We start from the raw sequence: 23774 nt of genomic DNA, 5'->3' as shown, positions 1-23774 counted from the left end.
ATGAACTCGACTTTTAACTACCACTACAACCTCAACGACGCCGAGCGTTGGGCTGAGTTTTCCGGTGATTACAATCCGATCCATTTTGACCTGCAACATGCGCAGCATCTGGGGCAGGAGCAACTGGCTGTTCACGGTATGCGCGCAATGCTGGATATCAAACATCAGCTCAGCACGGCGTTATTACCGCTTTTGCCCGAGACTGAATTCCTACGGTTTAACGCTCGCTTACGCCAGCCGGTACAGTGTCATACCTCTTATCAGCTGCAACTCAGCGAAGCGGCAGGGCAGGTGAACGGTAATCTGATTGATTTTGGCAGCAGTGAAAGTTGCTTCACCGCCCGGTTGCGCGGTGCGCCTGCACTGGTGCAAACGGGCACTGAATGGATTTCTTTATCTGCGGATGACGTTTTCCAGTTCAGCCAGCAATTTCTGGGCGATGCATCACAACCGGCTGAATGTTGGAGTTTTTTCGATGCCTTACTGTTCAAACTGTTGGTCGCTGCGCCGCAAACACTGGCAACGGCTAAACAAGTGTTACCGGGGATTGAAGCTGAAACGTTGATTGATGTTTTCAACTCAGTGCCGGTTATCCAGACTCACCATGATGTGCATTTCCGTACAGATTTGCTACGCATCAATTATTCAAATGCATGGGTTCGCAGTGCACTGTACTACGCCATCGAACCGACACTGATGGTCGGTAGCTCTACCGATGGCTGGGTATTGCGCGCGTCTATTGCGGCCTGTTCAGACTTAGGGCCATTAATTACCACAGCAGTAACATTGAAAACGTGGCCGTTAGCCGCGCATTAAAAAGGATAAGAGCATGGAAAAGTATCAACAGGTTTATGACACCGTATGTGAAATGCTGTGTGACGCTAAAGACCTGGAAATGTCGGCGCTGTCACCAGAGATGCCACTGTACCAGTTAAAACTCGACAGTCTGGATTATGTCGAATTGATGGTGCTGGCAAAGCGCGAGTTCAGTGCCACGCTGAACGCAGAGATGTTTATGGAAAATCCGGACATGACCTTAGGAGAGCTTTGCCAGAAGTTGGCTGAGCAGAAGAAATAATAATATGAACAGGCAATGGGTGTTAATTACCGGTGGCAGCCGTGGCATTGGCCGTGCATTGGTCGAAGAGCTGGCCAGGGAGTGGGATGTTGTTTTTACCTGGCGCAATGGTGAACAGCAGAGCCACGATGTCATTGCAAGCTGTGAAAAACTGCCCGGTCAAGTGACCTGCTATCGCTGTGATGGCAGCAATGAAGCGGATGTCGATGCGCTGGCACCGCAATTGCTGGAAAAATACGGCGCACCCGGCGCGGTAATTCATAATGCTGGCATTACGGGCGATAGCTTACATATTCAACAAAACGGTGATAACTGGCGCAGTGTGCTGGATACCAATCTGAATGCGGTTTTCTACTGGAATAAGCATGTCTTGCCGCAAATGATGATGCAGGGGGAGGGGGCAGTCTTGCTGATGTCTTCAGTGAGCGCGATTAAAGGCAATATCGGCCAGAGCGCTTATGGTGCCAGTAAGGCGGCGCTGATTGGTCTGGGCCGAACGCTTGCGCTTGAGATGGGGCGTTTTAATATCCGCGTTAACTGCCTGTTGCCAGGGGTTATCGACAGCGATATGACTCGCGACATGCCTGCTGATGCCTTAAAAGGATTACGTAAGCAAATACCATTACGCCGTTTAGGGAATGCGCAAGAAGTCGCTCGCGTCAGCGCCTTTATGATAGGCAATGACAGTCGTTATATGACGGGGCAGACCTTGGTGTTAGATGGCGGATTGACGGCGTGATGCCAACATAGAAATTGCCAAGGATAGCCATTAAATTAAAGAGACAGATAATTGCCTGCTCATATACGCCGGCAATTAACCGCCATTTACTCGGAAATATTCCACTTATGAGCTAATGTCGATTTAGTCTCACCGGCCAGCCATTGATTTACTTTACTGAGTAACGGCTGATTATCTTTCGACATCATATACACTTTGTAGCTACCGGTACCGGGTAAAATATCCGCAGTCGCGACACAAAATACGCCGGGTTCTTTGCTCTGGTAGTAATTACCTTCGATTAAGTCAGTAAACATAATATCTGCACTTTTATCTCGGATACCCTGCAAATTAGCCACATTATCGTTAGTGCGGACGATGCGTGCTTTCTTAATATTGGCATCGACAAAAGATTGGTTGGTGCCCCCCGGATTAACAATAACTCTCACTGTTTCACGATCAATAGCTTCTAACGTTGGGAATTCTTGGGATTGCTGGCAATTGGCTAAGGCAATTTTGCCATTCTTGACCACGGGGCTAGATAACGCGAATTGCGCTGCGCGGCCTGGTGTCTCAGTGACGCCACCCATAGCAATATCAAATTTATTTGACGCTAAATCTTCAGAAAGAGTGGGCCAACTGCTTGGCACAAAATTAACTTTAAGCTTCAAACTTTCGCCCAGGGATTTTGCCATATCAATATCGTATCCCACCAGATAGCCTTGTTTATCGTGAAAGGCTAAGGGAGCATAATCGCCGGGAACACCAATACGTAATTCCCCACTTTTTTTAATTTCTTGCCAGCTTTTTGCCAAAACCTGCTGGCTGCTGATTAATACCAAAATCATTATTCCCAGAGATAATTTCTTCATTTTTATTCCTGTTTTTTTTATGAAAATCAAAATGAGAATAGCGTTATGCCTTATTATTAATCAATAATTTTATTAGAAAATAAAAAATGGCTTCTCGCATTGCCACGAGAAACCATCAGTCAGACATCCTATCTAGAAATTAACCCGGAAGCCGATATTGGCCATGACTGGTGACTCAATATAGGTACCTTTCCGGTAATTAGCTTCCGCATAAATCGTGGTCTTTTTCGTCAGGTTAACATCAATACCTAGTCCATATTTTGCAGTGTTACCGGAAAAATCATTATTAAAATCATTAGCCTGGTTAATGGTTACAGTATTTGACGTCATAAACTCTCGTTCAATGGCGATTTTGCCGTACGGGCGAATAATTGCCCCATTTTTTAGATCAAATTGTGTCCCAACGTGAGTACCTAATTCACCTTTTGCTGAGCGATTATTATCAATATTCGCTTTCATACCATTGTTGAGTGCAATATCTTTAGCTTGTGCGGTGAAATAACTGGCGCGGGCATAAGGTTCAACAAACCAATTATCGGATAGTTTGTAATGATAACCAGCCTCCAGTGAACCACCTGTCGCATTTTGATTGTAATCACTTTGTACTGAACCACCGTTTGTCATATTTGCATTCAGCGAGTTATTAAAGCGGTTAGCCTTTAGAACAGCATCAATATAATAGCCACCGTTATCGAAATAACTGCCGTAAGCACCCAAGCTATAACTATCAACTTTACTGTTCCCACCACGAGCATGTTTCACACTGTTATTGCTATAAGAGGTAAATCCTCCCAAGACTAACTGGCCTGACGCCAAGCCAAATACCTTATCTGCACCTATTTCAAAACCATCCTGCTGTAAACGATATGCAGCACCATGGGCAGCATTGACACGCGTATTATTGGTCAAATAGCGGCCCCAAACATTGGCATTCTCACCTTTGCTGTTATTTAAATCACCTTTACGTAAGCGCAAGTTCTGTAATTCACCATCAAAAATAAACTGATTAGCTGAGGCCATACTTAATACGGCATCTGTAGAGGGTGTTGTTTTCATTTCTATTTCAGGGGTTGGTTCTAATGGGCCAGGGGCAAGGCCTGTATCCAAAGCACTACCCAAATACCACAAGTTACCTCTAGCCCGTGCCGAGTTATCCCACTTTTTCAAGCCGTAAACGTATGTACCACCGTCAATTTCAGTGATATTGACACCGGTAATTGAGGCCAGTGTGAATTGCGCGTGACCACTAAGATCATGGATAAGATCCAGTGTTGTTTGACCGGGCGCGGTTATTTCGGCACCCGAGTCATTTACCATCACTTTGTGCGAACCGGTGGCATTTGCGATGGTGACAAAATTGCCTTTGCCTTCGGCAATCGAAGTGTTGAACAGGAAAGAGCCTGTGCCGGAAAGTGTACCAATATTTAATGAGGTATAATGATTGCCAGTACCTGACTGAAAAGCCACCCCGCCCCCATTTAAAATTAATTCATCAACGGTTGCTGAAGCATTATTTGCGGCATTATATCGTACGACTAAATGGGTGTTTTCACCGTTAAGAACCACATTTTGGGCATATGCTCCATTAGTTTCATCCGTATCGAGATACACAGAGGCAGCATTATTAACTTGTGTCAGCCCGGTTAATTTCCCTCCGGCCCGAACCCAGGAATAAGTGCTATCAAATAAGGCGGTATCCTGTGATTCACCACCTGCATAAATATTTTGGTAAGAGGTGCCTTTAAATATAGCCGCGCTAGCAACCCCTGTATCGTCAATACGTTGATAGGCTTTATCATAAAATTTCGCATCAACACTATGACCATTTGCAGCTACAATTTGGCGGCTAGAATTCACGAATTCAGAATCATATGATGTGGCTTTGGTATCCCAGTTATTTGACTCTTTTTTCATACCCCATAACATTTCATAGGAAGTGTCTTGATAGCGGCTATTCGTAATATAAGGGTCGAACTCAATACTGCCATCTTCCTTAGTCTCAGTATAAGTTGAACCATCCATAGCAAACTGGGTAGAGACAATCACCGCTGAATTACCTTTGGCTATCGTCTGGTCAGCCGATGTCATGACCCACATCAGGCTATTATTCAATGTGGTATTTTCTGCCCGACCCTCATAAGTTGGGCCACCCTGATAATGAGTGCCAGTGATAGTAAAAGTGCTGTCATTGACTACGGTATAACGGATAGCGCCCAAGGCAACGGATGATGCGAAATAATTATGAGGATAATATAATTTGTATCCTTCACCATTAAACACAAAATGATTATCTTCAGTACCGGCTATTACACCATTTCCCAGAGAAATGCTGTGAAATTCACCTGCACCGGACTTTGATTGCTCGCAAATATCGGTGACGATATAGCCCACACAAGGTGCAGCATTTACATTCACTGTACTTGCCGTGTAAATGATTGATGAAATAGCTATGCTAAGATAGGTTCTTTTTATAGAAATATTCATTACGGCAAGATTCCTGGTTATTTTATTAGTGTTTACGCATTCTCAATTGATATGTTATTTTTTAGGATGTTTATTGATTCAATAAATGAAGTTCATAATTAATTTAATTATGACTATTAGGGCTTGTTTATTTATTAATTAAAGCTAATAAGTTAATACGTTCTAAATTAGTGAAGGGATGGTAACAAACTAACATAGGGCAAAGTATGGGAAAATAGCTCCATCAGTGTGGGAAAATTCCCAGAGAGATGTGAAAATGATCCAGATCAATATTTTAAAAATGGGATTGAATGTTCTTAGCTCTATTACGCTTAACTACTATTTTGGCTGGTAATACGTAAAAATATCCGCAGAAAGTGCCCCTAGAGGTCAAAGTCATCATGCCTTAGGGCGCGTCTATTATGGCGCGCCCAATTCTCACGACTCTTCTGCCATTTTTTTTAGCCACCTAACAAAGGCATTAATTTTCGGCCATTGCCGGTCAGACAGCGTTGAGATGTAATAGCGCTGCTCACACTTCACCTCCATGCCGGGGAACGGCATAATAAGCTCTTCATTTTCCAGCCGTTTGGTCACCAATTTTTTACGTCCCATGGCAACACCAACGTGATTTATGGCTGCAATAATTGCCAAGTCTGAGCGGTCAAAACCCATGCTGCGCTGCATGGGAGCTATCTCAAAACCTGCTTGTTGACCCCAGCTGTTCCATTCGCTGCTATCGGAATCATAACTCCAGGCTTGTCGGTCATGCAGCAAGGTACATTGCCGAAGATTGTTCAGGTTGCCCTTAATCTGATGTTTTTCTGCATATTCTGGACTGCATACTGGCACCATTGATTCATCCATTAAGTGTTGATATGACAATTTCTCCGGTGTTTTGTCGTCAAAATAAATAGCCAAATCAATGCCGCCACCTTGGAAGTTGACATTCTCATTGCCGGTCAGAATATTCAAACTGATGGCGGGGTAGTGATGGGCGAAATCAGCCAGTTTAGGCACCAGCCAGCATTGGGCAATGGAGGGGCGAGAGTAAACTGTAAGTGTGCCAGACAGTTCCTGATTCTTTATCTCCAGAATTTCTTGATTCAGGTATTCCAGCGAAGACTTTAGTACCCAAAATACCCTTTCTCCCTCGCTGGTCAGTTCCACTTTGCGATGAAAACGCTGGAATAGCTTGAAACCTAATTCATCTTCAAGGCTATTAATCCGGTGACTGACAGCGCTCGGGCTTATCGATAACTCATCAGCGGCCAGCGCAAACGAACAATGTCGTGCGGCAATTTCAAACGTATAGAGTTTAGATAGCTGATAGCCATTCAGTAATTTATTACGGGTGATGTAGCTTTTTTCCGGGTACATAACGGCCTCTCAGACAATCTATTTATATAAATAGCATACCGCAATGACCGATAAAGTAGATGTTTAAGATTATCCAGTGTGATTCAAATCAGGGTTAATAGCGAAAATTTGACCGATATTGCACTTTTGATTCAATCTGGCTCATCTGAAAGACGTTTTTTATCATTTGTCAGTACCGGCCAATTCTTATTCAATGGAGGCAGAACTTATTATTAGAAGAGGTTGGCTATGGACTCACAAATATGGGTGGTGGGGACGTTATTAACGAGCATCATTATTATTATTTTCACCATTGTAAAACTAAAAATACATCCTTTCCTCGCCCTGTTATTAGCCAGTTTTTATGTCGGGCTATTGATGGGCATGAACCCACTAGAGATGGTGAACTCCATTGAAGGCGGGATTGGCGGGACATTGGGTTTTCTGGCCGCAGTCATTGGGCTGGGAACCATCTTAGGGAAAATGATGGAAATATCCGGTGCGGCTGAGCGCATCGGTATCACCTTACAGCGCTGTCGATGGTTATCACCGGATGTCACTATGGTGCTGGTCGGGTTAATCTGCGGTATCACCCTATTTGTTGAAGTAGGGGTTGTCTTATTGATTCCGTTGGCATTTTCTATTGCAAAAAAAACCAATACCTCATTGTTGAAGTTGGCTATTCCGCTGTGTACGGCGCTGATGGCGGTGCATTGTGTCGTACCTCCACATCCGGCAGCCATGTATGTCACCAATGCTCTAGGGGCAGATATTGGTACCGTGATTGTTTACGGCTTGGTCGTCGGGCTGGCCGCGTCACTCATCGGTGGGCCGCTATTCCTACGCATAGTTGGTAAACGCTTGCCATTTAAAGCAGTGCCGCCAGCATTTTCCGAAGTGAAAATCCGTAGTGAGGATGAATTACCGTCTTTGGGGGCGACTTTATTTACTGTAATGCTGCCGATTATTTTGATGTTGGCAAAAACGGCCGCCGAGCTGAATATGGAAAAGGGCACCACGCTCTATCTAATATTAGAATTCATCGGTAATCCAATTACTGCCATGTTTATTGCGGCGTTTGTTGCCTATTACACATTAGGTATTCGGCAAAATATGGGTATGAGTACCCTGTTGGCAAAAACGGAAGAGAGTTTTTCTTCTATCGCCAATATTCTATTAATCATCGGTGCTGGTGGGGCATTTAACGGAATATTAAAAGCCAGCGGATTGGCAGATTCATTGGCGGTAATTTTATCAAATCTGGATATGCATCCCATTCTATTGGCATGGTTGGTCGCACTGATTCTGCATGCCGCAGTGGGTTCTGCGACGGTTGCGATGATGGGGGCAACGGCTATTGTTTCACCAATATTACCGATGTATCCCAATGTCAGCCCAGAGATTATTACTCTGGCTATTGGCTCCGGCGCAATTGGTTTCACCATCGTCACTGACTCGCTATTTTGGTTAGTAAAACAATATTGCGGTGCGACGCTGAGCGAGACATTTAAATATTACACTACCGCGACCTTTATCGCGTCGGTGATTGCATTGGGTACCACTTTCCTGCTTTCTTACATCATATGATCGAAAAGAGACATTCTATGAACAGCACTAAAATTGATAAATTAATTACCGACTATCCACTGGTCAAAAATCTTATCAATCTGGAAGAGGTGACGTGGTTTAATCCGCAGGCGACCACCCTTGAAAAGGGGCTGCCTTATGTCGGGTTATCGCAGCAGGATGTTGCCGACGCCGAGGCCCGGTTGCAACGTTTTGCCCCTTATTTGTGCCAGGCATTTCCTGAAACACAAAAAACAAAGGGTATTATCGAGTCGGACATTGTGGCTATCCCTGCCATGCAGAATGCCTTGCAACAACGCTATGGGGTGGAGATAACGGGTCGCTTATTGTTAAAGAAAGACAGTCACTTGCCTATTTCCGGCTCCATTAAAGCCCGTGGTGGTATTTATGAAGTATTAACCCATGCAGAAAAACTGGCACTACAGGCTGGTTTATTGCAGGAAACTGATGACTACAGCAAGTTGTTTTCCGATGATTTTCGCCAGTTTTTCAGCCAATACCACATTGCAGTAGGATCGACCGGCAATCTGGGGATGTCAATTGGCATCATGAGTGCCAAGCTGGGGTTCAGTGTCAGTGTGCATATGTCGGCTGATGCCCGTGAATGGAAAAAACGTAAACTACGCCAACATGGCGTCAATGTGGTTGAGTATGCACAGGACTATGGGGTGGCGGTAGCGCAGGGGCGTAAGCAGGCGGAATCTGATCCAAATTGCTTCTTTATTGATGATGAGAATTCACCCACCTTATTCTTAGGATATTCGGTGGCGGGTGGCCGGTTGAAACAGCAGTTTGCCGAGCAGCAGATAGCGGTAGATGAAAATCATCCGTTATTTGTTTATCTCCCTTGTGGTGTGGGCGGTGGCCCCGGCGGGGTAGCGTTCGGATTGAAACTGGCCTTCGGTGACCATGTGCATTGTATTTTTACCGAGCCAACTCATTCGCCGTGCATGTTATTGGGTGTTTATACCGGTTTGCATGATGGTATTTCTGTGCAAGACATTGGTATTGATAACATTACTGCCGCAGATGGTTTGGCTGTTGGACGGGCGTCCGGCTTTGTTGGTCGGGCTATGGAGCATTTACTGGATGGTTTCTATACCTTAAGTGATGCCGAAATGTATGACCTGCTTGGTTTGCTCAATCAGTATGAAGGTATTCGACTGGAGCCGTCAGCATTAGCGGGTATGCCAGGCCCGGCGCGGGTTAGTAGCAGTTCGGATTATTTAGAGCAGAATCATTTTAGCGCCGAGAAAATGCGTCATGCGACCCATCTGGTTTGGGCGACAGGCGGCGGTATGGTGCCGAGTGATGAGATGGAGAAGTACCTCGCAACCGCCAAAATTTGATTTTTATCCTGCACAGAAAAGGCGCAAATTTGCACTTTTTCTGTGCGCTTAGCGTGCACTGACTCAATCACTTTCCTACCCTGTCTTTATCCTGCCCATGCTGGTTCTTCAGCGCTAAATAAAAATAGATCTTTAACTACAGTCTGTTACTGACAACTCCTTTCACTTATTTTCTCCCTTGATGCTTGCTGGCACATTTCATGCTTAAGTCATTACATTCAAGTTACTTGAATAAACTTCACACTACTTTAAATGGGGCGGCAATCATGACACGACGTAAACAGGCGATACCTCTGTGCTGGGCAATGCTGTGTGCTGCCAGCGTATTCTCTGGCGCGGTTCATAGCGCAGATTTGCTGGACAAAATTAAAGCCGATAAGACGATAACTATTGCAACTGAAGCACGTTATGCACCTTTTGAGTCGGTAGAGAATGGGAAAATTGTGGGGTATGACGTTGATTTAATGAATCATATTTTGCAGAAAAGCCTACCGGGTGTTGAAGTTAAGCAACTTGATTTACCTTTCCAGGGCATCTTGCCCGGCCTTGATGCTAAGAAATTCGATTTTGTCGTCACCGCCGTGACGGTGAACAAACAGCGCATGGATCACTTTGCGTTTACTGTGCCGATTGCCGAATCGACTGTAGCGTTACTCAAACGTGACAACGATAGCTCTATCAATTCGTTAGATGACTTAAGTGGCAAGGTGGTCGGTTCTCAAGCCGGTTCGGGTCAGCTCCAGGTGTTGCAAGAGTTTGATAAAAAACTGAAAGCCAGCGGTAAACCGGGCATCAAAGAAATTAAACAATATGTCTCTTTTGACGAAGCCTATGCAGATCTGGCGAACCAGCGTCTGGATGGTGTCGCCCAATCACTCGCCAACCTTGGCCCCTTAATCAAAACCCGTCCCGGCGTCTTTACTACCCTGAAACCCATGTTAGGGCCAACCACCTATTTTGGCTGGGTTGGGCGTAAAGGAGATGACAGTGCAACCTTGGTGAAGCTGTTCAGTGATGGCATCAGTGAAGCTAACCGCGATGGCACCATGAAAGCATTACAGCAGAAATGGTTCGGCTTCGTGATGGATGTTCCGGCTGATCAGATGCCAACACCGAGCTTGTAAGAGGACTGACGATGGCGGAATTTTTCCAATTACTGAGGTCGTGGCTACCGATGTTGATAGACGGCGCGGTGACCACCGCCTCGCTGTGTGTCGTGGCTATTGTTGCTGGTTTCTTTATCGGTGTGGTGATTTACCTGATGGAAAGCGGCCACTCACGATTGGGAAGAGGGTTCGCCCGTATCTATATCAGTTTGTTTCGCGGCACGCCGGTTCTGGCTCAAGTTCTATTGTGTTTTTACCTGCCAGGGGAGTTGGGATTGTCACTTCCCGGTTATCTGGCTGCGGTGTTGGCACTCACATTCAATACTGCAGCCTATCAATCACAAATCTTACGCAGTGGTTTTAATGCTATCCAGCCGGGGCAGTTAGAAGCCGCGGCGATGTGCGGATTAAGTCCGCGCCAGACCTTGTGGCATATCCAAATTCCACAAGTGTTGCGCCTGACTCTGCCATCACTGATTTCAGAGTTAATTGATGTGATTAAGGCCTCGGCAGTGGTATCGGTCATCGCCATCACCGATTTGATGCGGGTGGGGCAGCAGTTGGCATCGGCGACCTACCGCCCATTAGAGGTGTATATCGCGATTGCGTTGTCTTATCTGGTGCTGACCAGCTTGCTGGCACTGTTAGGCAATTATGTTGAACGGCGCTGGCATAAGGAGAGCCGATGAGCGATTTCTTCCTTTATCTGCCGGACTTTGCTCGCGCATTGGGTGTCACGCTGGATATTAGCATGAGTGCGGCGATCATCGGGGCTTTTGCCGGCTTTATCTTGCAGGCGGTGTGCCGTAATAGCCGTTGGTTGTTCTGGCCTTGGCGCACCTATGTGTGGCTGATTCGCGGCACACCTTATCTGGCACAGCTAGCGGTGTTTTATTTCGGTTTACCCGCTATCGGCGTGACGCTAAGTGCAGTTGAGGCCACGGTGATATCGCTGGCCATATACAGCTCGGCTTATTTTGGCGAAATCTTCCGTACCGCGTGGAAAAGTATCGGGCACGGGCAACTGGAGGCAGCACAAGTACATGATATTTCAGCGTGGAAAAGTTTTTGGCACATCCAGACGCCGCAAGCTTTGCGCTTTAGCTTACCGCTGTTGGGTAACCAGTTCATTTTAACCATTAAAGAGAGTGCCGTGGCATCGATTATCACGGTGCCAGAGTTGACCATGACCACAGGGCAGATAGTCGCCAATACCTACACCTATATTGTGCCTTACACCCTGTTGATCCTCAGTTATTGGCTGCTGGCGCAAGGTGTCAGTGTTGGTGTGCGCTTACTCAGCCGTCAGGCCATAGAGGGATAATATGACGAGTCACGAACCCATTATTGAATTACGCCAGTTGGGCAAATCCTTTGCGACTAATCGGGTGTTGGCAGGCATTAATTTGACGGTCAATGCAGGTGAAATTGTCACCTTAATTGGCCCCTCAGGTTCAGGGAAAACCACCGCGCTGCGTTGCATGAATTTCCTCGAAGCGTATGACGAGGGTGAAGTCCTGATCAAAGGGCAATTACTGGGTTACAGCAGTGCAGGGCGTGAAGCAAAACACCGTGATAGCGCGGCGTTAATTGCTGAGGTGCGCCGCCCACTGGCAATGGTGTTCCAGCAATTCAATTTGTGGCCGCACATGACGGTGCTGGAAAATGTCTGTGCGCCTCTGATTCTGGGAAAAAAACTGCCACGCGATGAAGCGCGTAAAAAAGCGGCTGGGGCATTGGCTCAGGTCGGGATGTCGGACAAGGCGCAAGCTCGTCCGTCACGATTATCCGGCGGGCAGCAGCAGCGGGTAGGCATTGCCAGAGCATTGGCTTTGGAGCCGGAGTTATTGTTACTTGATGAGCCGACCTCCGCTCTTGACCCAGAGCGGGTGGAAGAGGTGCTAGATGTCATTAAGATACTGGCAAACCACGGCATGACGATGGTGATGGTGACACATGAAATGTCGTTCGCTGCCAAGATTTCATCCCACGTAGTGTTTATGGCTGACGGCTCAATTATTGAAAGTGGTGCGCCCGCGACGTTATTCCGCCAACCGCAGACTGATAGGTTGAAATCATTTCTTGCGCCGTGGTTTAAACGGCCACTGCAACTGGATGAGCCGGAGGCCGGACATGCTTAATCGCGCAGCTGTTCAGGTTGCCGGTCATATTAGTCAACAGCGCTTAATGGATAAGTTGGCGCAATTAGCCCGCTTTGGTGCGCTGGAGAACGGCGGTGTTAATCGACAAGCTTTATCCGCTGAAGAGTTAGATGCTCGCGCTTGGCTCATTGGCTGGGCCTATACATTAGGTTGCGAAGTGATGACTGATGACTGCGCAAACCTGTTTATTCGCCGCGTCGGTCGTGAAGATTTACCGCCGGTAGTGACGGGCAGCCATATTGATACTCAGCCCTGCGGCGGCAATCTTGATGGTTGCTATGGCGTCATTGCCGGTATGGAGTGTTTGAGCGCTCTGGCTGAGGCCGGAGTCACCACTTTGCGCCCGATTGAAGTGGTGGTTTGGATGAACGAAGAGGGCAGCCGATTCTCTCCCGGAGCCATGGGTTCGAGTGTCTTTGTGCAACCGCAGCGTTTGGCAAATTATCTGAATAATCAGGATGCACAGGGCGAGACTTTAGCGCAGGCGTTGGCGCGCTGCCATCAGTGTTTCCCACATTTACCACGCCGTGCCACCTTGCCCTTGGCGGCTTTTGTCGAATTGCATATCGAGCAGGGGCCGGTACTGGAACAAGCCAATCAGCCGTTAGCACTGGTGAAAGGTATCCAAGGTGTGCGTTGGTATCAGGTTACCTGCCTGGGGCAATCGGCTCATGCTGGCACGACACCGATGGCGGATCGCCAAGATGCGATGTCATTGGCCCGCCAGACCGTTCAGCAACTGGAACAACGAGCTACCGCACTGCCAGCAGATGAATTACGTCTGACTTTTGGCCGCTGGGAGATTGAGCCAAATGCCATTAATACCATTGCCGGTCGTGCCACCTTCACCCTTGATTTCCGCCATGCCAGCCCTGCGATATTGGCGCAGTTTGATGATTGGATGCAGCAGATAGCTGCGGATAACGTGGTAGTCGAGTGCGTATTCAGTCATGCGCCGGTGGCCTTCAATACACAGCTATTGGCGCAACAATATGCTTGTACCCAGGCGTTAGAGATAGAAACCGCGACGCTGACTTCCGGTGCATTTCACGATGCGATGCATCTGGCCAGTCATTGCCCGACCAGTATGTTTTTCGTTCCCAGCCATAACGGCATCAGCCATAACCCGGCTGAATATACAGACCCTCAGTATCTGTACCTCGGCGCGAAGGCCTTAGCCTGTTGCCTGACAGAACTGGCAAATCAACCCATAGGAGTTACCCATGAGCACCCACACTTATCCTGCTTGCTGTGAAAAAGACAACGGTAGCGCGCTGGGCACGAATGCCACGTTATCCTCGCCCATTTCTGCTGATGGGACGCCGGTGATTGGCGAAGTGTATACCGTTCCTGCCCGCTGTGGCCGGGCGGTACGCTTAAAAAAAGGGCAGATTATCCGTATTATCAACACTCCCGGCAGTCAGGTGTGTGACACCTGGTTATTGAATAGCGCCGATCTGAGTGAGTTCTCATCAATGGAACACACTCGTGCATTTATTGATAAAATCATTCCTCAGCCGGGAGATGCACTGGTCACCAATCAGCGCCGTATTATCGGCACATTGCTGACTGATACCTCACCCGGTGTGCATGACACGCTGATTGCGGCTTGTGACCTTTATCGCTATAGCAACATGGGGATCACTGAATACCACGACAGTTGTGCCGATAATATGCGCTTAGCGTTGAATGCGATCGGGCTGCGCGCGCGTGAAGTGCCACAACCCTTGAACCTGTGGATGAATACACCCGTCAATCCGGATTACACCATTTCCTGGTTACCGACGGTGAGCAAAGCGGGTGATTATGTTGAGATTCGAGCCGAGTTAGAATGCATTGTTGTGATGTCTGCTTGCCCGCAAGACATTGTACCAATCAATGGCTGTAACCCGCAGGATGTGCATTTTAGCGTCGCTGAGTAATGTGCATTGCGTTCTGTATTGATAACGTTGCCCGGCAATGATACGCCGGGTGTTTGAGTTTCTTTGAGCAGCAGATATCAACTTATGAAAAAAAACGGCGATAACGGCGGTTTTGTTTTATCTGATTTAGGGATGCGTTTACGTCATGCCCGTGTGGCGCAGGACATCACGTTAAAGCAGCTAGCGCTCAAAGTGGGATGCTCAGAGAGTTTATTGTCGAAACTAGAAAATGAGGTAGCGTCGCCGTCGCTGGCGATGTTGCACCGGCTCGCCAGCGCTTTGGAAACCAATATTTCGGATTTGATGGCCGAAAGTTGGGTGGCAGACTCACCGGTGTTGAAACCGGAGCAGCGGATCCGTAAACGGTTTGTGCACCGTAACAAGAAAGGTGGCATTGCGCTGGAAAATCTGACGCATCACCACAAAGGTGGATTGTTGCAGGGAAACATTCATATCATTGAGCCGGGTGTCGCCAGTGATGGGCAAATAGAACATCACGGTGAGGAGATGGGATACGTGCTGGAAGGGGAAATTGCCCTGTATTTAGGTGAAGAAACCTATACCCTCAGCGTGGGTGATTCCTTTTATTTCCCCAGTAATGTGCCCCACGGTTATCGCAATATTGGTGACTCAGTAGCTAAGGTGTTGTGGGTGAATACGCCGGTGACTTTTTAATTCTCCGTCATCTTTCAGGTTGCAGGTGTGTTGGCTGTTTTCTGGTCATTAAAAAACCGCCACTGGGAAAACTCCAATGGCGGCTTGGTCTGAACTTCATAGCGACGGTTAGCTTCTATTACCCCGCGCCGCAATAATGGCATCGGCAACATTACGTGGTGCTTCAGCGTAATGCTTGAATTCCATGGTATAAGTCGCACGACCTTGTGACATGGAACGCAATACTGTGGAGTAGCCGAACATTTCGGATAACGGCACTTCGGCACGGATAATTTTCCCGCCACCGACCATCTCTTCCATCCCTTGCACCAGGCCACGACGAGAGGAAAGGTCGCCCATCACATTACCGGCATACTCTTCCGGTGTTTCGACCTCAACACTCATCACTGGCTCCAGGATCACCGGTGAGGCGCGTTTGGCGGCTTCTTTGAAACCAAAGATGGCGGCCATTTTAAACGCCAGTTCCGATGAGTCGACTTCGTGATAGGAACCGAACGTCAGAGTGACCTTCACATCCACCACCGGATAACCGGCCAAAACTCCGGTATTGGTGGCTTCGAGCACACCTTTTTCGACCGCTCCAATAAATTCACGCGGCACTACACCGCCTTTAGTCGCATCGACAAAAGCAACTCCGCTACCCGGCTCCTGGGGCTCAAGGGTAAAGACCACGTGGCCATATTGCCCTTTACCACCAGACTGACGGACAAATTTACCGTCTACATCTGTCACTGTCTTACGCACTGTTTCGCGGTAAGTTACCTGCGGTTTGCCGATATTGGCTTCCACACCGAACTCACGTTTCATGCGGTCAACAATAATTTCCAGATGCAACTCACCCATACCGGAGATAATGGTCTGGCCGGACTCTTCATCAGTACGAATGCGGAATGATGGGTCCTCCGATGCCAGCCGTTGCAGTGCGATACCCATTTTCTCCTGATCCGCCTTCGTCTTCGGCTCAATGGCTTGCGATATAACTGGCTCAGGGAATTCCATACGTACTAGCGTAATCACGGCATTTGGGTCGCACAGGGTTTCCCCGGTGGTCACATCTTTCAATCCTACACAAGCCGCGATATCACCAGCACGGATTTCATCCACTTCAATCCGATTATTGGCATGCATCTGAACAATACGGCCAATACGCTCTTTCTTACCGCGAATTGGGTTGTAAACACTGTCGCCTTTGCTCAGTACGCCGGAATAGACGCGCACGAAAGTCAGTTGACCGACATACGGGTCAGTCATTAATTTGAATGCCAGTGCCGAGAATTTTTCATTATCATCGGCTTTACGGCTGACTTCATTTCCGTCTTCATCGGTGCCACTGACCGGCGGAATATCCACGGGCGATGGCATCAATTCAACCACTGCATCCAACATGCGCTGCACTCCTTTGTTCTTAAAGGCGCTGCCGCATAACATGGGCTGGATTTCACCGGCAATGGTCCGAATACGTAGACCTTGGGTGATTTCATCCACTGTCAGGTCACCGGTTTCCAGATATTCTGTCATCAGCGCTTCAGAGGCTTCAGCCGCCTCGGAGACCATTTTCTCGCGCCACTCATTGGCTGTCGCCAGCAAGTTCTCCGGAATTGGCTCATAGCTAAATGTCATGCCTTGAGACTCTTCATCCCAGATAATGGCGCGCATAAGTCGTAAATCCACCACCCCAGTAAAGTGATCTTCACTGCCGATTGGAATCACAATGGGCACTGGATTCGCTTTCAGACGATCAATCATCATCTGGCGTACGCGGAAAAAATCAGCGCCGGGGCGGTCCATTTTATTCACGAATGCCAGACGTGGAACACGGTATTTATTGGCCTGCCGCCAGACGGTTTCGGATTGTGGCTGCACACCACCGACCGCGTCATACACCATCACCGCACCATCAAGTACCCGCATGGATCGTTCCACTTCAATAGTGAAATCCACGTGCCCGGGGGTGTCGATAATATTGATTCGGTGCTCGGGTAAGGTTCTGTCCATACCTTTCCAAAAGCAGGTCACGGCAGCCGATGTAATGGTAATGCCACGTTCCTGCTCCTGCGCCATCCAGTCAGTTGTCGCGCCACCATCATGCACTTCACCCAGCTTATGACTGACGCCGGTGTAGAACAAAATGCGCTCGGTAGTGGTTGTTTTACCTGCGTCGATGTGGGCGGATATACCGATATTGCGATAGCGCTCGATAGGAGTTTTACGTGCCATATTAAGTCCTTAAATGATAATGGCAATTTCGGGGTGGGCGGCTTGATGCCCTACCGGGAAGTTGTTGGTTTATGTTCAGCATTGCTGTTAATGATCACTTGATCGCCACCAGTATAGTCCTATTGTTCGAATGTACACGTACAATTTAATTATTTGTTCTGAAACTATGCAATAATAGCGAGGAGCGATGACTGAGGGGGCTTCCATCATTGAGCTAGAATTATTAGTAGGGTCGACATGGAGTATAGGCTATATTGCTGCCCGCTAAGGGCCGTTTGATTTGGCCGAACCCGGTAGTTTGGTAGGGGAGTTCCCTGCTGACTGTCACTTATTAATAGGAACACTATGATTGCAAATCACCCTGAGCGTGAGCAGATCCGTTTGGAAAATGTGCTGACGGCTTTAGGTAATCCGCTGCGGCTGGCCGTGGTCCGCAGACTGGCAGCAGGGGGCGAACATGCATGTGGCACTTTGGTGCACGGGCTATCTAAATCGACCTTAACCCATCATTGGCGGGTACTGCGTGAAAGTGGTGTTATCTGGCAACGACCATGCGGACGTGAGAGTTTGTTATCACTGCGACGTGATGATATTGATGCCAGATTCCCCGGCTTGTTGGATGTGTTACTAAGTGCAGTCGAGAATGATGCGACCACTGATGAGTCAACGGCAAAACATCTGCTGGGGGAGTGAGTTGAGGGCGGCTATATATTTTCCGCCCTCGCTCAAAAGGTTAAATCTCTTTGGCGTGAGCTAAAACAAAATCTTCAGCTGCTTTTGACCACAACCCGTCAGTTTTACGCAAAATAATTTGCAGTTCTTGTAATAACGGTGAATCTTGCTCGCGACTCATTAGTTCACTCAATGATGTCAGCGGCATATTTTTGCCGGTGTAAACCAACTTCTTACCACCGATAATTTGCGGTAAATTCAATGTGGTTTCTGCGGCATCATTTAGCCCAAGAATATGAGATACCACTTTCCCAGCATTCACTTTCTTCGCTTCAATTAACTTTACCGCTTCTCTCATATCGTCGGTATTGCCACCCGAGGTGCCAACATAATGGGTAAAGGAGTAATGGATATCGTAGAAATTAATCGACGCCATAAAATTCTTATCCTGTGGGCCAGCAAAGAAATTAAAGCAACCATCTGGCGCTAATAGGCTCGAAGCTAATGTGACCAATTCAGCTGAAGGGACGAAAACAAAGATATCGTCATAACCTTTACCCTCGGTCAGAGCCATTAAACGTTCAAACTGGTCATCAGTCTGTTTGGTATTGAGATAATGCACTTGCGTCTGAGGTTCACTCGGATACAAGCGCGCAGCATAATCCAGTTTTTGCTGGTGGCGGTCTGTAATAACCAATAATTGCGGATTAACTGGCCCGTGGAGTGCGTAATCAATAGCTAATAATCCCATTGGGCCGGTACCGCCAAGAATCAACACATTACCGCCAGGTTTGATTCCCATTTTATGCTGATAAGTGCCGGGAACCAGATGATAATTGGCATTAAATGCACCGATAACACAAGAAAGCGGCTCGACCAATGAACCCTCAAAATAACTTTCACCTTCATATGGCAGTAAGCAATCTTGTTCCATCACTTCATTGGGAATAACCACATGGGTGGCCTCACCACCAACATATGGGAAAGAATATCCGGGGCAATCTGGGCGGTCGGGTAATTGCAAATTAGCCTGAATCACATAACGGCTGCCGGGTTTGAATTTATGCTGCCATTTCTTACCGACTTGTAGAATATCGCCGCAAAATTCATGACCAATAATAATGGGATTTTCTGCCACATTATCCGGTACTTTTTTATGGTCAGCGCCCAAATTTGCCTCTTTCCATGAAGAGAGGCAAATACTGTCGGTCACTACTGTTGCCAGAATTTCATCGTCGCCGATTTCCGGTAAATCAAAGCTTTCCAGACGTAAGTCATTTTTACCATATAAACGCAGTGCTTTAGTTTTCATGTGGAACCACCTCAATTATTTTCAAATATAAAACGTCAGGTCGAATAAAAAACTTCAAGTTGAATAAAAAAACTCCCTGGCATTAATTAGGAAAGAATGCCAAGCCATGAGCCTACAATTCCGAGGCCAAACAGGGAGAAAATGAGCCAGATAGGATTAATTTTGCGTTTGAGCAAACGCATCATTAATAGAGTAAGACCCAGTGCCAATAAACCTGGGCACAGCTGATCGAGAATGTTTTGTACGGTCATGGTTACTGTCGTACCGTCGTGGCCCGGTGTTTTCGATATCACCAGCGGCACATTGATACTGGTCCATTTGGTGACCAATACCCCCATGATAAACAAGCCCAGAATCGAGGCACCCTCGGTCAGTTTTTGCAGCACATTTCCGCCAAGGTCTTTGACGATATTGATACCCTTGGTGAAACCGTATTGCAGGCCGAACCATTTCAGGGCCAAGCGCACTGAGTTGAAGGACAAGAAGAAGAGAATTGGCCCTAGCACATTGCCGTTTAGTGCCAGCGAGGCTCCTAAGGCGGCTGTGATGGGGCGCAAAGTGCCCCAAATCAGTGGATCACCGACCCCGGCCAATGGCCCCATTAGCCCAACTTTCAAGCTATTGATCGCGCCCTCATCAATATCAGCGCCATTCGCTCGAGCTTCTTCCATGGCAGCGGTGACGCCGATCACTGGTCCGCAGACTGCCGGTGTGGTGTTGAAGAACACTAAATGGCGTTTCAATGCGGCAATTTGGTCTTCTTTTAGCGGATACAAGCGCTTGATTGCGGGCACCATGTCATAGCAGAAACCCAAGCCATGAATACGTTCATAGTTAAATGAGGCCTGTTGCAAGTTGCTGCGTAAAAACATTTTAAACAGATCAGACCGGGTTAATCGTTTGTTTAATATGGTCATGTCGGCGTCTCCTAATCTTCTAATTCATCAAGTTTGGCTTGGCTGGCTTGCGCTACAGGCGCTGCCGGTTTCTGATAAAGCGGGTTTAACTGGATATACAGCAAGGCAATGATCAGACCAATACCGCCGAACGCGAGTAGGCTGAACCCGAGGTAGCCGCCGACAATAAAACCGAGGAAGAAGAAGGGCATAAGGTATTTCACGCCCATCATGTTGAGCACCATGGCGTAACCGACAACGACGATAAACCCGCCGGCAATTTGCAACCCATGAGTCACTACAGTTGGAATCGCATTAAGCATATGGCTAACGGTATCGGCACTCACAAAGATAGAGACGATTAATACTGGAATGGCGACCCGCATGGCCTGAACCAGCAATGCCGACACATGCATAAAATCAATCATAGCGAAATTGGCTTTTTCAGCGGCCCGGTCGGCGGCGTGTTGGAACGCCACGGTGATGGTACGGGCAAAGACAGTCAGCACCTGACCTGCTGCGGCTACCGGCAGGGCAATAGCGATCCCGGTGGCAATATTCTGATGACCGACAATGACCAGAATAGTTGAGATAATACTGGCGAGTGCGGAGTCTGGGGATTGTGCAGCGCCGACGTTCATCCAACCAAGGGCAATTAACTCCAGCGTACCGCCGAGGATAACGCCGGTGGTCATATCACCCAGAATCAAGCCGGTAATGGTGCAGGCAATTAATGGCCGGTGAGTTTGGAATTCATCCAGCACGCTGCCGATACCGGCAATACATGAGAAAATAAAGATTAAGATTATTTGTAGTAAGCTTATTTCCATGGTGGACCCCTTTGGACAATACATTCCCATGGCTATATAGCCGTGGATTATAACTAAATAGTTGTATTGCCCAGGTTAAGTAATCGGATTTAAATGGTTAATAAAAAATGGGTTATTACTTATATTTCAAGTGAAGTGTCGTTATTTAGACTCCAGCTCGCGTAATTTTTTAATCACATCCACATCAGGATCGGAGGTGACTACCCGTAAATCTAAATGAACACCGCGCTCTGCTAATGCATAAAAAGCGTTAATGTCATTTTGATCAACTGATACCGCTTTGGTTAGTTGTGTTTTCCCATGTTTAAATGCCATGCCGCCAATGTTAATAACATCAATTTTTACTCCCTGATCTACTAATCGTAAAACATCTGTTGGATTGGTAAATAAATAAAACACAGTGTCATTGATATAATTTGGGTTGTGATAAACCGCTACCGCTTTTTCAATATTAACCACATTCACTTTTATTCCCGGCGGTGCTGCCTGTTTTAATAATGTTTTCCGAATTTCATCGTTATAAACGTCGTCACTACAAATAATAATACGCTCAGCTTTAGCTTCTTTGGCCCAAACCGTGGTGACCTGACCATGAATCAGCCGGTCGTCAATTCTTGCCAGATTGATTTTCATATAAAATCGGCCTCTTCTTCTTCGTTATTTTTTTTGTGTCGGAATGACTGCACGCATTGTGTGCCAATGTCGAGTAAATAGTCTGTCAGCTCTTCTGCCGCCATCGCTTGCTGGTTATCGGCAATTTCCAGTGCTAATGGTAGAGATAATCCACTGATAACCTGAATACGACTATCACTGAATGCCAGGCGTGCGGCGGCGTTATAAGGGCTGCCACCTTGCAAATCGACGGCAATTAGCCAGGAATCATGTTGATTCTTTGCTATGACATCCTGCATTTTATTCACTAAATTTTCGGCATTCTCACCTCGATTAAACAGCAGCGGGGTAATATTCTGTGTTTCGCCATATACCATATTGACGGAATTGAGCATTGAAACCGCTAAGTCACCGTGAGCACAAAAAATGACGTTAACCATTATGTCTCCTGTTAGCCTGAATTTGGACAATACTCAGCCACACACGCAATCATGCAATTTATAATGGTGTGGTGAGCTATTTGGGGAAATGCTTCCCCTTATTTATAACTTATACTGTAAGTGCCAGAATCTCCTCGGCAGTTTCTTTGGTGGTTACCAAACTATTAATATATTTTCCTTTAATAGCACCGATGATCCCGCTGATTTTTTCATGGGAGTGCGCAATCCCAATGGAATAACGCGCTTTTTTAATTTTGTCTAATTGAATGGTAATGGTTTTATCCGAAATATAAGTTTCTACCGGATTCCCTTGTAAATCATAAAAGCGTGAGCAGATATCACCGGCAACCTGTCGGTCATTAAAGTGCTCAATTACATCGCTGCCATAAAAGGCGCGCCAGGTAGAATTGCCAGAAATATTAGGTGAACCAATACCAAAAATAGCGATGTCCAGCCGCTGCCAATAATCTGCAATAGCCTGATAATGCTGAGACTGCATGATTCCATCGCGAATAACACTCTCTTCCAGAATTGCTGGGAAATCGATCAGCAATGACTCACCTTTTAATTTCATCGCGGCGCTGTAGACTAGCGTATTCACATGAAAGCGGCTTTCCAATTTGCCGGAAGGGCCACCGACCATTGGGATGCAGGTTAATTGGCGCGATACTGGCGAGGTATCCATTTGCTCAACCAGGGTGGCAATAGCACTACCCCAGGAGAAACCCAGAATATCGCCATTTTCAATAATACGATTTAGCAGTGCGCTACAGTGCTTTGCCATTAGGATCAGTTGTTGTTCTGGTGATTGGTCTTGCTCGGCCGAAACGACAATTGCCTCGCGTAATTTAAAGCGCGATTTCAACTGCTGTTCCAACAACAAATTTTCGTTATAGTTATAGTTGATTGAAATAGTGACAATGCCTTGTTCACGCACTCTCTTAAGCATGCGGCTGATGCTGGTGCGATATATTCCCAGCGCCCGCGCTATCTCAGCTTGCGTGAAATTTTGCTCGTAATACATTTGTGCAATTTTCACCATCAGGCGTAGATCATCGCTCTTTTCCATTTCAGCCTCTTGCACATTTGTGCAAATATCATTAAGTTATCTATGACCTGATATAATCACTTTCTATTTTTCAAGTCAAAAGCACAAAATAACGCCTCCCTTTGAATTTGCACAATAATTCCCTAAAACAATCAATGAAATTAATTTCTGATATCGCACAAGTGTGCAATAATCTTTAATTGTTTGATTTATATTAATTAAATAGAAAAGTGATTTTTGTGTTCGACTACTTTATTCCGGACAAATTTTGGATTCTGATCACATTTTTATTTTGCGTGACGTGATGGCTTTCGCACATATGTGCAAGATAGTGGTGTAATTGAACAACTCCCTGCTGTATTTAGCTGAGAGTTGTCAGGGAAAGGGGCTTACTTTAGCAGTGGTGTGTAGTGATGGGGTTGGCGCATGGCCACCAAATTTATCTGTAATCGATCC

23 protein-coding genes are annotated in these 23774 nt (G+C 46.9%); 13 read left to right on the top strand and 10 right to left on the bottom strand.

All coding sequences use genetic code 11. The annotated features are described in order from the left end of the window. From ACF3VQ_RS16415 to ACF3VQ_RS16405, 3 genes are read left to right on the top strand one after another with little or no spacing between them, the layout of a single operon-like run. A complete protein-coding gene (locus tag ACF3VQ_RS16415; protein WP_392432184.1) occupies positions 1–816 on the top strand; it encodes a hypothetical protein in 816 nt (271 codons plus the stop codon). A gap of 13 nt (positions 817–829) precedes the next feature. After that, complete coding sequence (locus ACF3VQ_RS16410) at positions 830–1078, top strand: acyl carrier protein (protein WP_019080420.1); 249 nt, start codon at positions 830–832, stop codon at positions 1076–1078. Between the two features lie 4 nt (positions 1079–1082). Further along, complete coding sequence (locus ACF3VQ_RS16405; protein WP_392432183.1) at positions 1083–1817, top strand: SDR family NAD(P)-dependent oxidoreductase; 735 nt, start codon at positions 1083–1085, stop codon at positions 1815–1817. An 86-nt stretch (positions 1818–1903) separates the two neighbouring features. On the opposite strand, the gene ACF3VQ_RS16400 is transcribed toward ACF3VQ_RS16405, so the two are convergent. The 3 genes from ACF3VQ_RS16400 to dsdC all read right to left on the bottom strand — a co-directional run bounded on the left by ACF3VQ_RS16400 (position 1904) and on the right by dsdC (position 6511). After that, on the bottom strand, positions 1904–2668 hold the full coding sequence (locus ACF3VQ_RS16400; RefSeq protein ID WP_392432182.1) for a transporter substrate-binding domain-containing protein: 765 nt from the start codon (positions 2666–2668) through the stop codon (positions 1904–1906). 132 nt (positions 2669–2800) lie between these two features. After that, a complete protein-coding gene (locus ACF3VQ_RS16395; protein WP_392432181.1) occupies positions 2801–5152 on the bottom strand; it encodes an autotransporter outer membrane beta-barrel domain-containing protein in 2352 nt (783 codons plus the stop codon). A 417-nt stretch (positions 5153–5569) separates the two neighbouring features. Beyond that, positions 5570–6511 (bottom strand): DNA-binding transcriptional regulator DsdC, encoded by a 942-nt coding sequence (gene dsdC / locus ACF3VQ_RS16390; RefSeq protein ID WP_392432180.1) that lies wholly within the window; start codon positions 6509–6511, stop codon positions 5570–5572. A 228-nt stretch (positions 6512–6739) separates the two neighbouring features. Between dsdC and dsdX the strand changes: the two genes are divergently transcribed. The 9 genes from dsdX (at position 6740) to ACF3VQ_RS16345 (ending at position 15291) form a co-directional block, all read left to right on the top strand. Continuing rightward, positions 6740–8077, top strand: a complete 1338-nt coding sequence (gene dsdX / locus ACF3VQ_RS16385; RefSeq protein ID WP_392432179.1) for a D-serine transporter DsdX — start codon at positions 6740–6742, stop codon at positions 8075–8077. Between the two features lie 17 nt (positions 8078–8094). Continuing rightward, positions 8095–9426 (top strand): D-serine ammonia-lyase, encoded by a 1332-nt coding sequence (locus ACF3VQ_RS16380; RefSeq protein WP_392432178.1) that lies wholly within the window; start codon positions 8095–8097, stop codon positions 9424–9426. Between the two features lie 266 nt (positions 9427–9692). Next, positions 9693–10550: a transporter substrate-binding domain-containing protein gene (locus tag ACF3VQ_RS16375; protein WP_392432177.1), complete on the top strand. Its 858-nt coding sequence runs from the start codon at positions 9693–9695 to the stop codon at positions 10548–10550. 11 nt (positions 10551–10561) lie between these two features. Continuing rightward, positions 10562–11221 carry an amino acid ABC transporter permease gene (locus tag ACF3VQ_RS16370; RefSeq protein ID WP_392432176.1) on the top strand — a complete coding sequence of 220 codons (660 nt, stop codon included), beginning with the start codon at positions 10562–10564 and terminating at the stop codon, positions 11219–11221. After that, on the top strand, positions 11218–11856 hold the full coding sequence (locus tag ACF3VQ_RS16365) for an amino acid ABC transporter permease (RefSeq protein ID WP_392432175.1): 639 nt from the start codon (positions 11218–11220) through the stop codon (positions 11854–11856). The genes ACF3VQ_RS16370 and ACF3VQ_RS16365 overlap by 4 nt, the downstream gene beginning before the upstream one ends. A gap of 1 nt (position 11857) precedes the next feature. Further along, the gene (locus tag ACF3VQ_RS16360; RefSeq protein ID WP_392432174.1) at positions 11858–12673 is read left to right on the top strand and encodes an amino acid ABC transporter ATP-binding protein; all 816 of its coding nucleotides are present in this window, start codon (positions 11858–11860) and stop codon (positions 12671–12673) included. Further along, a complete protein-coding gene (locus ACF3VQ_RS16355) occupies positions 12666–13949 on the top strand; it encodes a M20 family metallo-hydrolase (RefSeq protein WP_392432173.1) in 1284 nt (427 codons plus the stop codon). Before ACF3VQ_RS16360 ends, ACF3VQ_RS16355 begins: the two co-directional genes overlap by 8 nt. Further along, positions 13918–14616 (top strand): DUF1989 domain-containing protein, encoded by a 699-nt coding sequence (locus tag ACF3VQ_RS16350; protein ID WP_392432172.1) that lies wholly within the window; start codon positions 13918–13920, stop codon positions 14614–14616. Before ACF3VQ_RS16355 ends, ACF3VQ_RS16350 begins: the two co-directional genes overlap by 32 nt. An 84-nt stretch (positions 14617–14700) precedes the next feature. Continuing rightward, a complete protein-coding gene (locus ACF3VQ_RS16345; RefSeq protein WP_392432171.1) occupies positions 14701–15291 on the top strand; it encodes a cupin domain-containing protein in 591 nt (196 codons plus the stop codon). Between the two features lie 108 nt (positions 15292–15399). Here the strand turns inward: ACF3VQ_RS16345 and fusA are convergent, their stop codons facing one another. Next, a complete protein-coding gene (gene fusA, locus ACF3VQ_RS16340; protein WP_392432170.1) occupies positions 15400–17508 on the bottom strand; it encodes an elongation factor G in 2109 nt (702 codons plus the stop codon). Between the two features lie 345 nt (positions 17509–17853). Between fusA and ACF3VQ_RS16335 the strand changes: the two genes are divergently transcribed. Beyond that, positions 17854–18201: an ArsR/SmtB family transcription factor gene (locus ACF3VQ_RS16335; protein WP_392432169.1), complete on the top strand. Its 348-nt coding sequence runs from the start codon at positions 17854–17856 to the stop codon at positions 18199–18201. A 40-nt stretch (positions 18202–18241) separates the two neighbouring features. Here ACF3VQ_RS16335 and ACF3VQ_RS16330 read toward each other — a convergent pair whose 3' ends face one another. From ACF3VQ_RS16330 to ACF3VQ_RS16305, 6 genes are all read right to left on the bottom strand, one after another. Then, positions 18242–19492 carry a zinc-binding dehydrogenase gene (locus ACF3VQ_RS16330; RefSeq protein ID WP_392432168.1) on the bottom strand — a complete coding sequence of 417 codons (1251 nt, stop codon included), beginning with the start codon at positions 19490–19492 and terminating at the stop codon, positions 18242–18244. Between the two features lie 86 nt (positions 19493–19578). Then, complete coding sequence (locus ACF3VQ_RS16325) at positions 19579–20409, bottom strand: PTS system mannose/fructose/sorbose family transporter subunit IID (RefSeq protein ID WP_392432167.1); 831 nt, start codon at positions 20407–20409, stop codon at positions 19579–19581. Between the two features lie 11 nt (positions 20410–20420). After that, positions 20421–21218, bottom strand: a complete 798-nt coding sequence (locus ACF3VQ_RS16320) for a PTS mannose/fructose/sorbose transporter subunit IIC (protein ID WP_005165149.1) — start codon at positions 21216–21218, stop codon at positions 20421–20423. A 141-nt stretch (positions 21219–21359) separates the two neighbouring features. After that, the gene (locus tag ACF3VQ_RS16315) at positions 21360–21851 is read right to left on the bottom strand and encodes a mannose/fructose/sorbose PTS transporter subunit IIB (RefSeq protein WP_392432166.1); all 492 of its coding nucleotides are present in this window, start codon (positions 21849–21851) and stop codon (positions 21360–21362) included. Then, positions 21848–22270, bottom strand: coding sequence for a PTS sugar transporter subunit IIA (locus tag ACF3VQ_RS16310; protein WP_392432165.1), 423 nt, complete (start codon positions 22268–22270; stop codon positions 21848–21850). Before ACF3VQ_RS16310 ends, ACF3VQ_RS16315 begins: the two co-directional genes overlap by 4 nt. A 109-nt stretch (positions 22271–22379) precedes the next feature. Continuing rightward, entirely contained in the window at positions 22380–23339 is a 960-nt protein-coding gene (locus tag ACF3VQ_RS16305) for a sugar-binding transcriptional regulator (RefSeq protein ID WP_392432164.1), read from the bottom strand. Positions 23340–23774 lie beyond the last annotated feature (435 nt).

Origin of the sequence: Yersinia fenwicki, from assembly GCF_043099325.1 — a bacterium.
Classification (GTDB): domain Bacteria; phylum Pseudomonadota; class Gammaproteobacteria; order Enterobacterales; family Enterobacteriaceae; genus Yersinia.
The sequence above is the reverse complement of the archived record's forward strand: the minus strand, read 5'-3'. Positions and strand labels throughout refer to the sequence as shown.

What these genes read in the sequence shown, in the direction of transcription:
- ACF3VQ_RS16330 (WP_392432168.1), bottom strand. Translation starts at nt 19,492, where the DNA reads ATGAAAACTAAAGCACTGCGTTTATATGGTAAAAATGACTTACGTCTG.
- ACF3VQ_RS16325 (WP_392432167.1), bottom strand. Translation starts at nt 20,409, where the DNA reads ATGACCATATTAAACAAACGATTAACCCGGTCTGATCTGTTTAAAATG.
- ACF3VQ_RS16315 (WP_392432166.1), bottom strand. Translation starts at nt 21,851, where the DNA reads ATGAAAATCAATCTGGCAAGAATTGACGACCGGCTGATTCATGGTCAG.
- ACF3VQ_RS16415 (WP_392432184.1), top strand. Translation starts at nt 1, where the DNA reads ATGAACTCGACTTTTAACTACCACTACAACCTCAACGACGCCGAGCGT.
- ACF3VQ_RS16380 (WP_392432178.1), top strand. Translation starts at nt 8,095, where the DNA reads ATGAACAGCACTAAAATTGATAAATTAATTACCGACTATCCACTGGTC.
- ACF3VQ_RS16355 (WP_392432173.1), top strand. Translation starts at nt 12,666, where the DNA reads ATGCTTAATCGCGCAGCTGTTCAGGTTGCCGGTCATATTAGTCAACAG.
- ACF3VQ_RS16350 (WP_392432172.1), top strand. Translation starts at nt 13,918, where the DNA reads ATGAGCACCCACACTTATCCTGCTTGCTGTGAAAAAGACAACGGTAGC.
- ACF3VQ_RS16305 (WP_392432164.1), bottom strand. Translation starts at nt 23,339, where the DNA reads ATGGAAAAGAGCGATGATCTACGCCTGATGGTGAAAATTGCACAAATG.
- ACF3VQ_RS16410 (WP_019080420.1), top strand. Translation starts at nt 830, where the DNA reads ATGGAAAAGTATCAACAGGTTTATGACACCGTATGTGAAATGCTGTGT.
- fusA (WP_392432170.1), bottom strand. Translation starts at nt 17,508, where the DNA reads ATGGCACGTAAAACTCCTATCGAGCGCTATCGCAATATCGGTATATCC.
- dsdX (WP_392432179.1), top strand. Translation starts at nt 6,740, where the DNA reads ATGGACTCACAAATATGGGTGGTGGGGACGTTATTAACGAGCATCATT.
- ACF3VQ_RS16360 (WP_392432174.1), top strand. Translation starts at nt 11,858, where the DNA reads ATGACGAGTCACGAACCCATTATTGAATTACGCCAGTTGGGCAAATCC.
- ACF3VQ_RS16310 (WP_392432165.1), bottom strand. Translation starts at nt 22,270, where the DNA reads ATGGTTAACGTCATTTTTTGTGCTCACGGTGACTTAGCGGTTTCAATG.
- ACF3VQ_RS16405 (WP_392432183.1), top strand. Translation starts at nt 1,083, where the DNA reads ATGAACAGGCAATGGGTGTTAATTACCGGTGGCAGCCGTGGCATTGGC.
- ACF3VQ_RS16320 (WP_005165149.1), bottom strand. Translation starts at nt 21,218, where the DNA reads ATGGAAATAAGCTTACTACAAATAATCTTAATCTTTATTTTCTCATGT.
- ACF3VQ_RS16395 (WP_392432181.1), bottom strand. Translation starts at nt 5,152, where the DNA reads ATGAATATTTCTATAAAAAGAACCTATCTTAGCATAGCTATTTCATCA.
- ACF3VQ_RS16365 (WP_392432175.1), top strand. Translation starts at nt 11,218, where the DNA reads ATGAGCGATTTCTTCCTTTATCTGCCGGACTTTGCTCGCGCATTGGGT.
- ACF3VQ_RS16370 (WP_392432176.1), top strand. Translation starts at nt 10,562, where the DNA reads ATGGCGGAATTTTTCCAATTACTGAGGTCGTGGCTACCGATGTTGATA.
- ACF3VQ_RS16345 (WP_392432171.1), top strand. Translation starts at nt 14,701, where the DNA reads ATGAAAAAAAACGGCGATAACGGCGGTTTTGTTTTATCTGATTTAGGG.
- ACF3VQ_RS16400 (WP_392432182.1), bottom strand. Translation starts at nt 2,668, where the DNA reads ATGAAGAAATTATCTCTGGGAATAATGATTTTGGTATTAATCAGCAGC.
- ACF3VQ_RS16335 (WP_392432169.1), top strand. Translation starts at nt 17,854, where the DNA reads ATGATTGCAAATCACCCTGAGCGTGAGCAGATCCGTTTGGAAAATGTG.
- dsdC (WP_392432180.1), bottom strand. Translation starts at nt 6,511, where the DNA reads ATGTACCCGGAAAAAAGCTACATCACCCGTAATAAATTACTGAATGGC.
- ACF3VQ_RS16375 (WP_392432177.1), top strand. Translation starts at nt 9,693, where the DNA reads ATGACACGACGTAAACAGGCGATACCTCTGTGCTGGGCAATGCTGTGT.